We start from the raw sequence: 14,490 nt of genomic DNA on the forward strand, positions 1-14,490 counted from the left end.
CCCATTCTCTCAACCCCGGAACAGGAAACTAATTAACGCCACGCGACACTAGTACCGTAACGATACCGTCGGTTTCGTAGACGGGCTGGGTCGAGGGTGAGGTGCTGCGTATGGTGGTCCAACGTCCAAGTGGTGGGCGCTTGGCGGCGCGCCGGTTGGCGGAACGCAGCGAGTACAGCACGACATTGGGGCGGTTGGCACGGTTCACCTTGGCGCACAGATTCCTCGTCATCGGGGCGTGGGTGGCTGTGGGTATCGTCTTGGCGATACTGTTTCCCCAGCTGGAGACGGTGGTGCGGCAGCAGTCTGTTGATCCGATCCCTGCTGGGGTTCCATCGTTTCAAGCACTCGATCAGATGGGTGGTGCGTTCGGTGAGAAGGGCGCCAAGACCACTGTTTTCGTGACCATGGAGAACCCGAACGGGTTCACCGACGTGGCGCGGGAACGCTACGACATGCTCGTTCTGCAGTTGCGCGAAAATTTCGACGATGTGCAGTCAGTGCGGGATTTGCTCTCCGATCCGACGACGGCCGGCCAGGCCTTGAGTGAGGACGGGCAAGCCTGGTACTTGCCTGTCGGGGTCACCGGAACTTTGGGAGGGCCAACGGCCACGCATGCTGTGGAGACCGTGCGCCAAACCGCGCAGCGCGTGTTTGACGGTACGGACACCACTGTCCATGTCACCGGGCCGACGGCCACTTTCAGTGACCAGATCGTCAGTGCTGAAAGCGATTTAGTCGTGATCACTGTGGCGACGGTGGCGCTTATCGCGATCATTCTGTTGATCGTTTACCGATCGCTGTTCACCGCGCTGGTGCCGTTGTTGGTGATCGGTGTCAGCCTCGGCGTGGGCCGCGGGGTCTTGTCCGCACTCGGCGAACTCGGTATGCCGGTATCGCAGTTCACCGTCGCGTTCATGACCGTCATCCTGCTCGGAGCCGGGGTCGACTACTCAGTCTTTTTCATCAGTCGCTATCACGAACGGCTACGCCAGGACGCTACCACTGAGGTTGCGCTCGTGGACGCGACAGCAACTATCGGACGGGTCATCCTGGCTTCAGCTGCCACGGTGGCGCTGGCCTTTTTGGCGATGGTGTTTGGTCAGCTGAGCGTGTTCTCCACCTTGGGTCCGGCATGCGCGATCGCCATCCTCATCGGATTCCTCGCCACGGTCACCCTGCTACCACCGGTGTTGCTGTGGGCGGCGCGATTCGGCTGGGGCGCACCCAGACGAGATCTGACCCGAAAGTACTGGAATCGCGTCGCCGTGCTCGTCGTGCGGCGTCCTGTGCCTCTGCTGGCACTAACCCTGGTCGGGCTAATCGTGCTTAGCGTCTTCGCGATGGGCATCCAGATCACCTTCGACGATCGTGAGGGGCAGCCCGCGACAACCGACAGCAACGAAGGCTACGCGTTGCTCGACCGTCATTTCCCTCAAGACGTCACTATCACTGAGTTCCTCGTTGTAGATGCACCGATCGATCTCCGTACTGCCAGCGGGCTGGCCGATCTTGAGCAAATGGCCTCACGTGTATCCCAGATCCCCGGAGTGACTCGAGTCATCGGTGTTACCCGTCCCACCGGGGACAAGCTCGAGCAAGCCGAGCTGTCCTGGCAGAACGGTCAGATCGGGGACCGGCTGGCGGGTGCGGTCGACGATGGCCAGAACCGCCGAGGTGACCTCGAACAGCTCCGTACCGGCGCATTCCAACTCGCCGACGGGCTTACTCAGCTCGACACCCAGGTACGCACCAACTTGGCCCCCCTGGCCGGCATCCTCGATCAGGCAAGCACAGCAGGGCAGCAAATTCAGCAGTACCAGCCGATACTCCGCCAACTCGCCGCATCTGCACCAGCGCTCGATCGCGCTTCTCAGAATGCCCCACAGCTGGCCGCGCTCACCCGCCAAACATCTGCAGCCCTGGCAACAGTGACCTCGATCCTGCCCATCCTCGATAATGCGCCCTGGTGCACCCAAGTCCCGCAGTGCGCAGCTCTGCGCGCGCAGACCCGCAATCTCGACGCCCTACTGAGCAACGGGACCCTCGACCAGATCGCCACGCTGTCAACACAACTCGCGCAGCTGGATACACCGATCTCAACAGTCACCGACCAACTCACTTCCACCGTCAACTCACTGGGCTCCACGCTGGGAAGCATCAGCAGCCAAGACCTTCCCGGCAAGCTCACCCAACTGCAAACAGGTATCAGTCAACTCGCGGCGGGATCACGCCAACTCGCCGCCGGTGTATCCGCGCTGATCGACAGCAACCTTCAACAACTCGCCGGGATGGCCGCGCTAGCCACACAACTACAAACCTCCGCCCGCGAGACCGCCGGAACAAACTCAGCAACCGGCTTCTACCTCCCACCTCAGGCCAACGCAGACCGCCGTTTCGTCGACGTCGCTCGCCAGTTCGTCTCGCCCGACGGCCATACCGTGCGCTACGCAATACAAACCAGCTTCGACCCCTACAGCACCGAGGCCATGCAACTGGCCGACACAATCACCGATGTCGCACTCGCCGCCAGACCGAACACAACCCTGCAGGACTCCAACATCGCGATAGCCGGGTTCCCCGCCATCAACGCCGATCTGCAACGTCTACTCACCGAAGACTTCCGACTCCTAGCGTTGGCCACCCTCACCATCGTCGGCCTGATCCTGATACTCCTACTCCGAGCACTCATCGCGCCGCTATACCTTCTGGGCACCGTCATACTCAACTACACCGCGGCACTGGGTATCGGTGTCCTGATCTTTCAACACATCCTCAAAACCGATATCGCCTGGCCCGTACCACTACTGGCCTTCATAGTCCTCGTCGCGGTCGGCGCCGACTACAACATGCTTCTTATCTCTCGCCTACGCGAAGAATCCCAAAACAACATCCGCATCGGCGTCCTGAGAACCGTCACCAACACCGGATCAGTCATCACCTCGGCCGGCCTCATCTTCGCTGCCAGCATGTTCGGACTCATGGCCGGATCCATCTCGATCATGACCCAGGTCGGACTCATCATCGGCATCGGCCTGCTGCTCGACACCTTCATCGTCCGCACCATCGTTGTGCCGACCATCGCCACACTTGTCGGCAGAGCAAGCTGGTGGCCGAGTACCCGAACCGACACGCATCCAGTGTCCCGCTAGTACGCACGCACGTGCCGAGATCTGACCGGCCCCGCCAGTCATCCAGCCATCGCGCCCACCTCATCGACTGACACCCGCTCGACGGTCGGCCGCGGCAACCACACCCTACCGTCGCGGATCAGTGCCCAGACCACGTCAACCAGACGTCTAGCGAGAGCGATGAGAGCGTGGACGTGGGAACGCTTCTCACGTCGTTTGCGCTGGTAGAACTCGCGGGACGGGCCGTCGCGTTGCGAGCTGTTGAGTGCGGCCATGTAGAACACCTTGCGAAGTCCTCTGTGGTAACGCTGGGGTCTACGCAAGGCTCCCCGGCGGTTACCGGAGTCGTGCGGTACCGGAGCAAGACCGGCGTAGGCGGCGAGTCTGGCGGGCGAGCCGAACGAAGTGAGGTCGCCGCCGGTGATCGCGACGAGCTCAGCGCCGCTTCGGGTGCCGATGCCTGGCACGGATTCGAGAATCCGTGCGTGACGGTGGCGGCGGAACACCTCGGTGATCTGCTTATCCAGGTCGGCGATCTGACGGGTCAGCATGACCAACGAGGTAGCCGCGTGTTGCACCAGTAGGGCTGTGGTCGCCTCGCCAGGCAGGGTGACGGTCTGCGCGGCCGCCGCGGCACGGGCTTTGTCGATCATCTTCGGGATCGTGGGTCGGCGGACGCCGTGACTGCGCAGGTGGTCGTAGATCTCGTCGTCAGAGACCGCAGCGATCGCAGATGGCGTGGCGAAGCGGGTGAGGAACGTTAGACCGGTCAGTGTCGAGTAGTCGAAACACCGTTCTAGTGCAGGGAAGATGCGGGTCAGCAGGCCGCGCAGGCGGTTGATGCCTCGCGTACGTTCAGCGACGAGGTCGTTGCGATGTCCGGTCAGCAGGTCGAGTTCGATCGCGACGTCGTCGGGCGCCGAGACGGTGGCGAGATCGCCACGTAGGCGGGCTGTCTGGGCGATCACGACCGCATCGCGGGCATCGGTCTTGCCCTCACCCGCGAACGCACCGGTCATGCTGTGCACGACCCGGCCGGGCACGTAGCGGATCTGCTGGCGCCGCGCAGCCAGCACACCCCTCAGCAGCGCCGATTCCGGTGCGGTCATGTCGATCGCCCACACCACGAATTTCATGTCGGCGACCCGGTCCATGAGCGCTTCGATCGCCGGTTGATCGTTGGGAAGCCGCCGAGACCACAGCACCGTTCCCGCCTCATCGACCGCGGCGGCGTGATGCGCATGCCGACCGACATCAATTCCTACCCAGATCTTTTCGTCCATACTGTCCTTCCGTGTGCGGTTGGCTCGTCAGGGTGGTTTCGCCGGCACACCTTTACACAGCGACAAGTTCGCGAACACATCTCAATCAGCGGCCGAAACGACCCGTCACGGTCCGGGGTGACCTTCCACGCCAAGCCACCAGCGACAACAGGTGATTGTCGAGCCACGCCCCGAACCGCGGACGAACGTCCGAGGCGACCGCCCCGGACGTACTCCAACGTAAAGGTGATTGTGGCGGTGGGCACCACGCTCTACGGCGTGGGTGAGGCCGCGTCGGTGCGGGTCAATCAGGAGTCGGTGACGTTGAAACGGCTGCCCGCCGAGTTCGACGGTCTACGCGTGGCCGTCGTCAGCGATTTGCACCTGGGACCCGCCCGCGGGGAGGCGTTCACACGCACGATCGTCGACATGGTCAACGCCGAGCGCCCCGACCTCATCGCGATCGTCGGTGACCTGTCAGACGAAACCATCGAGCATGTCGGATCAGACCTGCAGCCACTCGCTGATCTGCGAGCGCCGTTGGGTGTCTTCGGTGTCTCAGGCAACCACGAACAGATCTCCGACGACGTCGGCGCCTGGATGGACGAGTGGCGTTCGCTGGGTATCACCACCATCAACAACTCAAGCGTGGAGATCCGACGCGGGGCAGCCACCATCGATGTCGCTGGAGTGCATGACCTCAGCAATTCCGCCCCGTACGAACCCGACCTTGACGCCGCGGTCGCCGGTCGACCCGACGATCGATTCACCCTGCTACTGGCGCATCAACCCAACCACGTCCGGGAGGCAGCAGCCCACGACGTCGATCTCCAGGTATCCGGACACACGCACGGCGGGCAGATGTGGCCGCTGCGTTACGCCGCCGCTGCTGCCGCCGACACCGCAGTCACCGGACTCGACTTCTACAAGGACACCACCGTGTTCACCACCTATGGGGCCGGCGCCTGGGGACCGCCCGTCCGAGTGGGTGCGCCGCCTGAAATCGCCATCCTGCAGTTGCGCAGCGCCTGATCGACCGACAGTCATTGCTCGCGTTGGCCGTTTCGTGCTGCAACGTATGCGCCAAACTGACTCGATCCGCGGAGTGCATGATTGATCGCCGTCTGTGTGTGGATGCCGAGTGCGTCTGCAAGGACAGGAGGCGGTGAGGTCTGGGTGATGGTTTGCCAGGTACCGAGACGCGTTGTGAGCGAGGGAAATCCGAGTGCCTTGAGGCGGCGCCTCAGGTGACTTTCGTTGAGATGGTTCCCAGGCTGATAACCGGGGAAGACCCACACCGATTCGCTATGCGCGGCGGTCTGCCGGTTGGTTGTCGCCTCGGCGACCTCGGCGACGAGCCGATCCAATGGCGACTCCAATACGATTGGGTGCTTTCCGAGGGTGATGGTGCAGGTCTCCTCGCGGTTGATCTGATCCCATCGCAATGCGGCGACTTTGTGAGTGGGCTGCCCGAACACCACGATCAGCGCAGCGGCCAGGCGATCGCGCGGAGTCAGCGCGTCGTTGGCAAAGAGCCGTGTGAGTTGTTCGACTTGCATGGTTTCGGTCAGGGCTCGTGTCGTGCCGCGTTGGTGAGGCGCGATCGTCAGCGGGGGCAATCGATACGTGGCGACTACCCACGGGAGAAATCGGCTCAATAGCCGGTTGGTTTCGGTGCCGGACGCGACGAACGTATCGACCTGACTTTGATCGACGTCGGTGACCGATATCTGCAGCATGTCGAGGAAGTTGAGGAAGTCGATTGCAACGGTCACTCCCTGCTTGGCGGCGAGAAACGTTCCGTTGGTGCACTTGTCGTCGAATCGTCTTGACACATGCCACCGAATGTAGCTGCGGATCACGAGCTGATTGTCAGGGTTGGTGAGCGTCGCGAGCTTGCTGTCGGCCCACGCGGTGAACCTGGTCCGGAAATCCACTCGGGCGCCATCGATGCCGTGCTCATCGAGGAGGGCGCGAATGTGCACGGACGAACGGTTCACCGGTAGCGCTGCCAGCAGTCGCTGGTCCACAGTGTCGGCGGCGGCGATCTGTTGGAGCACGGCGCGAACAGTTGGGTTTCGCAGCCACGTGACCCCGCTGTTGGCGCGAGGCATCTGTTTAAGCGCAGCTGCGAGGCCGGCCAGTTGCGGATTGACGACACCGGTGTGCGGGTTGGTGAGGAGTTCGTCGACTTGATGGGCGAGCTCGCAGCGCCAGCAATGACCGCGACGGTAGAGCTCGGCCTCGGCTCCGCATTCGACGCAATCGACGTTGAGTTGGATGCCGCTACAGGTGCGGCACAGGTATTGGCCGGTCGGTGTGCGTCCCGGGACAATTCCTGAGTGTGCGCATTCAACACATTGCCCGACAACGCGTTTGGCTTGGTTGTAGCAATAGCAGCAGATTGGGGTGTCCTGCCACCACGCGGCGGTGAGATAGGCCTCACCGCATCGTTCGCACGGCTCGTACCGGTCAGGTTCGGGTGCGGGCTTCCGGCGTGCCATCATCTATCATCACCGCGGGCCTAGGTATCTCGTGGGCCGTCGTCGGAATCGACCACGCGAACGCGACGAACCCCGGGAGCCTTCTTCGGTCGGGCTTCTCCTGCCGGCAGAATGTCGGGTGCGGTTCCGGTTGCCCTACCTTGCATCACCACGACGGGCTCGAACAATTCGGCGGGGGAGCAGTCGAGGATGTCACACAGCGCGGCGAAGACCCGGCTGTTGATGCGTTCCGGTTTGCCCGTCATCAATCGGTACGCCTGAGGTTGAGAGAGAGTGATACCGCGGCTCCGAAGGAGGGTGACCAGTTCGGTCGACTTCCACAGATTGCGGTCGGCCATGAGTTTTCGCAGGTTCCAATGGAAATCGACGCGCTTCTGAACGTTCATGCCTGGTTGCTTTCGCCGTAGGGGACAGCCGCGGATGCGAGTCGCTCGCGGATCATGCGCTGCAGGGTCTTCTGTCGGTAGTCCGAACTCACCTGGGTGTAGAGCGCCGTGGTGGATGAATGCTCGTGGCCCACCTGTTGTTGCACGAACAGCGGATCGTAGCCGTCCTCGATCAAGTGCGTGACGTACGACCGGCGAAACCCGTGAAGCGACAGACCATCTGGCAAACCGGCACGTCGACGATGGCCTGTGAATCGAGTGGCGTACGAGTTCAAGGTCAACTGGTCACCGCGTTCTGACGGCCACAGCCAGGGCGAGTCCGCCGCATGTCCCATGAGTTGTCGGCATCCTTCTGCGCCCACCCACGCCTCAAACACATCCGGACCCCAGTCCATCAGGGGAACCGTCAAGACAGTACGTCGCTTGTGTGCGGAGCCACGCGACCCTTTGCCGTACCGGACGTAGACAGCACCAAAGGCCTTATATTGCGGCACATGTGGATTCGGTCCGAAGTCATGGATCTGCAGTCGTAGGAGTTCTTGACGACGAAGGCCGTAGCCGTAAGCAACCTTTGCGATGCAGGAATCGCGCAGCGTGGTCAGCCAGGCCTTGTTGTTCTTCGCGTAGAGACGCTCAACTTCGTCGTCGAAGTAGTCGAACAGGGTCTGAACTTCATTGCGGGAGAACGCTCTCCGTTCTGGCTCCGCCTCGTTGTCAGAGACATGGACCGGAAGATTGTAGGCGAAGCAGATCTGCGACGGGTATTCGCCGAAGACCTGGGCGCACAGGTCTGGCCACCGGTAGACCGGCTCGCAGAGAAAGCTACAGAAGCCCCTGACCACCATCAGATAGGCGCGAATGGTTGACTTGGCGGCCGTCCCGCCATTGCGTGCGTTCAGCGTGGTGACGTACTCGTCGACGTCCTGCGGCATCCATCGCCACGGGTAGTCGCCAGAGACTGCCTGAAAATCCTGAAGGACTCGCAGGTAGCCATAGATCGTGGATGTACCCAACGTGCGTGCCATCAGCGCCGATTTCCAACCCTCGAGCATCTCTGTCCAGATCTGCTCTTCGGGACGAAGCAACTCGGCGCCAGACGAGACGAGTCGTAACGGGGCGCTACCAGGCAGTGGGTGTTCACCACTCATAATCCAGCACCATACGCCTCTATTCATCCAATGAATAGAGTTTCGGCAAATATCAGTGGGGCAGACCCGCGCCGGCGCCGACAACGATTCGGGGCCACGCTGTATCGAGCAACCAGTAAGGAGGCAGTGGTCCATACATGCTGCAGAAGAACTGAATCCACTCAGACGTGCAGAATCGTCACAGTGACATATTGCGCGCTCGCGCCAGGTGATGTCAGACGGGAGACCCGGCGAACTCACGGTGCATCGCACCTCATCCCGCGACCTTTCCATGCATCAGATGAATTATCTTGTCATGTCTGCACGTAGATCGGACGGAACCGTGCAGCTGCGTCATGCCGCGGGAGGCGAACAATCCGCGTTCCCGCTGGTTCTGGCGTTTTACCAATGATCTCGAGTATTCACCTGTTTGCGAACTCGATAGATAACGATGCCGATAAGATACATTATGTCAACTAGGGTTGCCTCGTGTACCACCTCGACCTCCGTCTGACTCTTCCCGGAACCCGGGTATTCGTCGACACGATCATGCACCTACTGCGAAGGCCCGGACCTCGACGTTCTGGGATGCAGCTACCGAGTCGCCGCCCGATGCGCCGAAGACGCGGCCGAAACCTGGGCTCGACTGGGCTCGCCACGCCCGCGGGGTCGTCCGCCGGCGCCACGCCTTTCCGCTGTTCAGCAGCACGTCGCCAAGACCGTCCGCAACGCCTCGAGGTTGGCCCTCTCGGCCTGATAGAACACGTGCACCCCCTGTCGCTGTGAGGCAACCAGGCCGGTGTTGCGCAACTGCGCCAGATGGTGCGACGCCGTTGCCGCCGACACCCCCACCGACTCCGCCAAGGCGCCGGCACTGATCTGGTCACTACCGGCGCTCATCAGCAGCGACAGTAACCGGATCCGCACCGGATCCGCCAGTGCCTTCAGCCGCAGCGCCAGCGCCAGCGCGTCAACCTCGCTCACTGGGCCGGCCCCGATCGGCGAACAACAGATCGGGGCACTCACATCCACCACGGGCAACGACCTCGGCATGAACACACCCTACCAATACTTTGACATATATCGAAATATGGACTAGAACGGACCCGTCGAAGCACTTCGACATACGTCGAATTATTGGAGGATGGGTCATGTCCCGCATTCAACTCGCCCTGAACGTCGATGACCTCGAGGCGGCGATCGGCTTCTACAGCACCCTGCTGAACGCAACCCCGGCGAAGATCAAGCCCGGCTATGCCAACTTCGCCCTCGAAGAGCCTGCGCTGAAACTGGTGCTGATCCAGAACGCGGGCCAGGGCGGGAGCCTGAACCATCTTGGCATCGAGGTCGACTCCAGCCAGACCGTGCATGCCGAGATCGGCAGACTCTCCGGAGCGGGCATGTTCACCGAGGAGCAGATCAACACCACCTGCTGCTTCGCCGCCCAGGACAAGGTGTGGGTCACCGCTCCCGACGGCGAACCCTGGGAGATCTACACCGTCCTCGCCGACGCCGAGGAGTTCGGCCAGGTGCCGCCGCTCCTGGCCGACGAAGGCTGCTGCGGTAACGACTCCGGATCGGCCGCGGCCCCGTGCTGCACGCCGACGGCCGGCTGATCCGCGCGACCTCGGCGCACATCCCGAATTGACGGCTGATTCGATATTTATCAATATAGATGGATGTCGAATCAATCGGTGAACGTCGCCGACGTGGTGCGTTGCTCGCCACGGATCCGTGAGCCGCTGACACCCGAGGAAGCCCGCGATCTGGCGGCAGTGTTCAAGGCGCTCGCCGATCCCGTTCGGCTTCAGCTGCTGAGTCTGATCGCCGGCCACGACGGTGGCGAGGCGTGCGTGTGCGACATCGCCCCGGCCGTAGACGTCTCGCAGCCGACGATCTCTCATCACCTCAAAGTGCTGCGTGATGCGGGTCTGCTGGTCTCACAGCGGCGGGCCTCCTGGGTGTACTACCGCGTCGTTCCCGACGCGCTGCACACCGTGGCCGCGAGCCTGCTCCCCCAGACCAGCGACGCCGCCTCATGAGCGCTGAGCCCCAGACATCGACGGTCAGTGGAAGGCTCTCCACGCTCGACCGATTCCTTCCGGTCTGGATCGGTGCAGCCATGGTCGCCGGCGTGCTCCTGGGCCGGTTCGTCCCCGGACTGGACACCGGCCTCGAAGCGATCGAAGTCGACGGCATCTCGGTGCCGATCGCCCTCGGCCTGCTGATCATGATGTACCCGGTACTGGCCAAGGTCCGCTACGACCGCCTTGACACCGTCACCGCGGACCGCAGGCTCCTGGCCTCCTCGCTGGCCCTCAACTGGATCATCGGACCGGCCCTCATGTTCGCCCTGGCCTGGCTGCTCCTGCCGGACCTGCCTGAGTACCGTACCGGACTGATCATCGTGGGACTCGCGCGCTGTATCGCCATGGTCATCATCTGGAACGACCTGGCCTGCGGCGACCGCGAGGCCGCCGCCGTCCTGGTCGCCCTCAACTCGCTCTTCCAGGTGATCATGTTCGCCGCCCTCGGCTGGTTCTACCTGTCAGTGCTGCCCGGCTGGCTCGGTCTGGACCAGACCACGATCGAGGCCTCGCCATGGCAGATCGCCAAGTCCGTCCTCGTCTTTCTCGGTATCCCGCTGCTCGGGGGATACCTCTCCCGCCGGATCGGCGAACGGACCCGCGGTCGCCACTGGTACGAGTCCGCCTTCCTGCCTAAGATCGCCCCCTTGGCCCTCTACGGGCTGCTGTTCACCATCGCAGTGCTCTTTGCTCTGCAAGGCGACCAGATCACGTCCCGACCGGGCGACGTCGTGCGTATCGCGCTGCCGCTGCTGATCTACTTCGCCGTCATGTGGGCCGGCGGGTACCTCCTCGGCGCGGCGCTGTGCCTGGGATACCCGCGTACCACGACGCTGGCCTTCACCGCGGCGGGCAACAACTTCGAACTGGCGATCGCCGTCGCGATCGGCACCTACGGCGCCACCTCCGGTCAAGCCCTCGCCGGAGTCGTCGGCCCCCTCATCGAAGTACCGGTCCTCGTCGCCCTCGTCTACGTCTCCCTCGCCATCCGGCGCCGATTCCCGCCCGGCCAAGCCGCCTCGACACGCACCGAGAGGAGCCCGTCATGACGCCCTCCGTCCTCTTCGTCTGTGTCAAGAACGCCGGCAAATCGCAGATGGCCGCCGCGCTCATGAAGCACGCCACCGGCGACGTCGTCGAAGTCCACTCCGCAGGCACCGAACCCGGAACAGTCATCAACGCACTCTCCGCGCAAGTGCTTGCCGAATCCGGCATCGACATCGCCGGCCAGACACCCAAGCCGATCGACCCGCAACTCCTCGACCGCGTCGACCTGATCGTCACGCTCGGGCGCCAAGCGGTCGTCGACCATCGCGGCGCAGCCGTGGTGAACTGGGACACCGACGAGCCGTCCCTCCGCGGAGTCCACGGAATCGAGCGTATGCGCCTGATCCGAGACGACATCGCCGACCGCACACGCAGGCTCGCCATCGAACTCCTCGAACAACACGACTGACGCCGGCAACACGTCTCGATGATCTCGGCCCTGTGCCCGGGCGTATCCACGGGATCGTCGCTACGGGATCTGCTGTCCAGCGGAACTGACCTGCGTACCGCCGCTGTGTACCGGAGTGCTGGTCAGGCCTGGGCCTGTTTCGGTTCGGGCTGCGCGGAGCGCGTTCACGATCACCAGCACTTCGGCGGCCTCATGGATCAGGACCACGGTTGCCAAGCCGAGGATGCCTGCTGCGGCGAGTGGAATCAGAACACCGATGATCAGCATGGCGAGTACGAGGTTCTGCATCATGATGGTTCGAGCGCGGCGGGCGTGCGCCAGGATCTGTGGAAGGTGCCGTAGGTCCTGGCCCATGAGTGCGATATCGGCCGTTTCGATCGCGATGTCGGTGCCCATGGCGCCCATCGCTATTCCGACGTCGGCGGTCGCCAGCGCGGGTGCGTCGTTGATGCCGTCGCCGACCATCGCACTGGTACGACCATCCCCGATTCGGGTGATCAACGCCGCCTTGTCCTCGGGACTCAGCTCGGCATGGATCTCGACGATTCCGGCTTGTTCGCCGATGGCCGCCGCCGTGCGCGCGTTGTCGCCGGTCAGCATGACCGTATCGATCCCGAGATCGGTGATGCCCGCGATCGCTTCCGCAGCCTCGGGACGAATCTCATCACGCACCGCGATCGCCCCGATCACCGCGCCCCGTTGTTCGATCAACACGACGGTCGCGCCGGCGGATTGCAGCCGGACCACGTCGTCGGCGAATCGCCCCGGTTCGATCCATCCGGGCCTGCCCAGCTTCGTCGGACAGCCGCCGACGGTGCCGGTGACGCCCCGACCTGGAATCGCGAGAACATCGTCGGCGGCCGGGATGGCTTCCGGCGCCGCGGCAACGATCGCCCGAGCGAGCGGGTGTTCACTGCGCACTTCGAGTGCGGCGGCGGCACACAGGACCTCCGACTCACGAACGCGGGCGGTCACGATCTCGATGACTTGAGGAGCGTTGCGAGTCAAGGTTCCGGTCTTATCGAGCCCGATCACCCGCACACGACCGAGCCGTTCGAGCGCGGCACCGCCCTTGACGAGCGCCCCGTGCCTGCTGGCCGCACCCACAGCGGCGACGACGGTCAACGGAACGGCGATCGCCAACGCGCACGGCGATGCCGCGACGAGCACGACCAGTGCCCGTTCAACCCACACCAGCGGGTCCCCCAGCGTCGCCCCGACACCGCACAGGACGACAGCGAGCGCGAGGATCGCCGGAACCAATGGGCGTGCGACCGTGTCCGCCATGCGCTGGGCCGCGCCTTTGCGTTCCTGGGCCTGCTCGACGATGTGCACGATCCGTGCCAGGGAGCTGTCCGATGCCAGTGCGGTGACCTCGACTTCGAGGGCGCCTCCGCCATTGATCGCGCCGGCATGCACGTCATCGCCGGGCCCGACCTCGACGGGAACCGACTCCCCCGTGATCGCCGAGAGGTCCAGGCTGGTGCGCCCGCGACGGATGACGCCGTCGGTGGCCGCACGCTCGCCCGGACGGAGCAGCATGACATCGCTGAGGACCAGTTCGCTCGGCGGCACGGCGACTTCTCGGTCTCCGCGCACAACCGTCACCGATGGTGGCACCAGCGCCAGCAACGACCGCAACGCTCTCTGTGCCTTCGCGACGGCGAAATGCTCCAGTCCCTCCGCGATCGAGAACAGGATGCCGAGCAACGCCGCTTCAACGAACTGTCCCAGGGCGATCGCACCGACCGCTGCGATCGTCATCAACAACCCGACACCGATGCGACGGTGGCGAATCAAGTCCGCGATCGCGCCAGGAACGAACGACACGCCGGCCACGACCGCGGCCGACACTTCCAGCGCAGTCGGTACGCCTCGCAGACCACTGTGACCGAGCATCCATCCCAGGCCCAGCAGCAGCACGGCCGCGGCCGCGTACCGCAATTCGCGTACGTGCCACAGTGCGCTCAGGTCGCGGCCCGGAAGGTCGTCGGTGACGGTCGTCGCCGGGTCGTCCGGCGACCCGCAACAGAGGTCAGCCATCGAACCTCCCCGTCACGGCCGGTCCGCGTGCACCGGCGGCAGCCGGCAGGTGTCTCGCTGCGCCAGCGCGTCCGCCGAGAGGACGCATCAACAACACCCTTGAGTCTCTGCGTCATCACAGCACGCCGGATCGACGGCCAGGACCAGCCCCAGCAGATCATCGAGCGCGCTCCCGATTCGCGGATCGGCGAGCTCATAACGACTGCGTCGCCCTTCCTGAACCGCCACCACCAATCCGCAGCCGCGAAGACACGCCAGGTGATTCGACAGGATCTGTCGCGACACGCCGAGCCGCTCGGCGAGGACAGCCGGATACCCGGGGCCCTCGCGCAACGCCAACAACACCCCGGTCCGAGTCGGATCGGACAGCGCATGCCCGAACCGGGTCAATGCGCCATGGCTGACGGCTACGTCCATGAGACCAATAGTACATTCAATTCTGAACTCAGGGAATCGTGAACCATGAGACTTGATCGCAGCTCGTCTTCTGTCTA

General features: G+C 63.5%; 13 protein-coding genes. 6 read left to right on the forward strand and 7 right to left on the reverse strand.

The genetic code is table 11. The features are described 5' to 3' along the window. The first annotated feature begins 110 nt into the window (after positions 1 to 110). Entirely contained in the window at positions 111 to 3,152 is a 3,042-nt protein-coding gene (locus tag MYK68_RS09790) for an MMPL/RND family transporter (protein ID WP_006896188.1), read from the forward strand. Between the two features lie 38 nt (positions 3,153 to 3,190). Here MYK68_RS09790 and MYK68_RS09795 read toward each other — a convergent pair whose 3' ends face one another. Continuing rightward, on the reverse strand, positions 3,191 to 4,414 hold the full coding sequence (locus MYK68_RS09795) for an IS110 family RNA-guided transposase (RefSeq protein ID WP_006896189.1): 1,224 nt from the start codon (positions 4,412 to 4,414) through the stop codon (positions 3,191 to 3,193). 237 nt (positions 4,415 to 4,651) lie between these two features. Here MYK68_RS09795 and MYK68_RS09800 point away from each other — a divergent pair, with 237 nt between their 5' ends. Next, the gene (locus MYK68_RS09800) at positions 4,652 to 5,425 is read left to right on the forward strand and encodes a metallophosphoesterase (RefSeq protein WP_066172638.1); all 774 of its coding nucleotides are present in this window, start codon (positions 4,652 to 4,654) and stop codon (positions 5,423 to 5,425) included. Between the two features lie 11 nt (positions 5,426 to 5,436). Here MYK68_RS09800 and MYK68_RS09805 read toward each other — a convergent pair whose 3' ends face one another. From MYK68_RS09805 to MYK68_RS09820, 4 genes are all read right to left on the reverse strand, one after another. Then, entirely contained in the window at positions 5,437 to 6,897 is a 1,461-nt protein-coding gene (locus MYK68_RS09805) for a site-specific integrase (RefSeq protein WP_062395269.1), read from the reverse strand. Positions 6,898 to 6,917: 20 nt separating this feature from the next. Next, positions 6,918 to 7,283, reverse strand: a complete 366-nt coding sequence (locus MYK68_RS09810) for a helix-turn-helix domain-containing protein (RefSeq protein ID WP_062392913.1) — start codon at positions 7,281 to 7,283, stop codon at positions 6,918 to 6,920. Next, a complete protein-coding gene (locus MYK68_RS09815; protein WP_247867800.1) occupies positions 7,280 to 8,431 on the reverse strand; it encodes a tyrosine-type recombinase/integrase in 1,152 nt (383 codons plus the stop codon). The genes MYK68_RS09810 and MYK68_RS09815 overlap by 4 nt, the downstream gene beginning before the upstream one ends. A gap of 678 nt (positions 8,432 to 9,109) precedes the next feature. Further along, complete coding sequence (locus MYK68_RS09820) at positions 9,110 to 9,463, reverse strand: Rv2640c family ArsR-like transcriptional regulator (protein ID WP_247867801.1); 354 nt, start codon at positions 9,461 to 9,463, stop codon at positions 9,110 to 9,112. 98 nt (positions 9,464 to 9,561) lie between these two features. Between MYK68_RS09820 and MYK68_RS09825 the strand changes: the two genes are divergently transcribed. The 4 genes from MYK68_RS09825 (at position 9,562) to MYK68_RS09840 (ending at position 11,953) form a co-directional block, all read left to right on the forward strand. Beyond that, complete coding sequence (locus tag MYK68_RS09825; RefSeq protein WP_247867802.1) at positions 9,562 to 10,026, forward strand: ArsI/CadI family heavy metal resistance metalloenzyme; 465 nt, start codon at positions 9,562 to 9,564, stop codon at positions 10,024 to 10,026. A 63-nt stretch (positions 10,027 to 10,089) separates the two neighbouring features. Beyond that, a complete protein-coding gene (locus MYK68_RS09830) occupies positions 10,090 to 10,452 on the forward strand; it encodes an ArsR/SmtB family transcription factor (RefSeq protein WP_247867803.1) in 363 nt (120 codons plus the stop codon). Further along, entirely contained in the window at positions 10,449 to 11,546 is a 1,098-nt protein-coding gene (arsB, locus tag MYK68_RS09835; RefSeq protein ID WP_247867804.1) for an ACR3 family arsenite efflux transporter, read from the forward strand. Before MYK68_RS09830 ends, arsB begins: the two co-directional genes overlap by 4 nt. Further along, positions 11,543 to 11,953, forward strand: a complete 411-nt coding sequence (locus MYK68_RS09840; protein WP_247867805.1) for an arsenate-mycothiol transferase ArsC — start codon at positions 11,543 to 11,545, stop codon at positions 11,951 to 11,953. The genes arsB and MYK68_RS09840 overlap by 4 nt, the downstream gene beginning before the upstream one ends. Positions 11,954 to 12,013: 60 nt before the next feature. On the opposite strand, the gene MYK68_RS09845 is transcribed toward MYK68_RS09840, so the two are convergent. Then, a complete protein-coding gene (locus MYK68_RS09845; RefSeq protein WP_247867806.1) occupies positions 12,014 to 13,996 on the reverse strand; it encodes a heavy metal translocating P-type ATPase in 1,983 nt (660 codons plus the stop codon). 87 nt (positions 13,997 to 14,083) lie between these two features. Beyond that, positions 14,084 to 14,413, reverse strand: coding sequence for an ArsR/SmtB family transcription factor (locus MYK68_RS09850; RefSeq protein ID WP_247867807.1), 330 nt, complete (start codon positions 14,411 to 14,413; stop codon positions 14,084 to 14,086). Between the last annotated feature and the right edge of the window lie 77 nt (positions 14,414 to 14,490).

The organism is Gordonia sp. PP30, from assembly GCF_023100845.1.
Taxonomy (GTDB): Bacteria; Actinomycetota; Actinomycetes; order Mycobacteriales; family Mycobacteriaceae; genus Gordonia.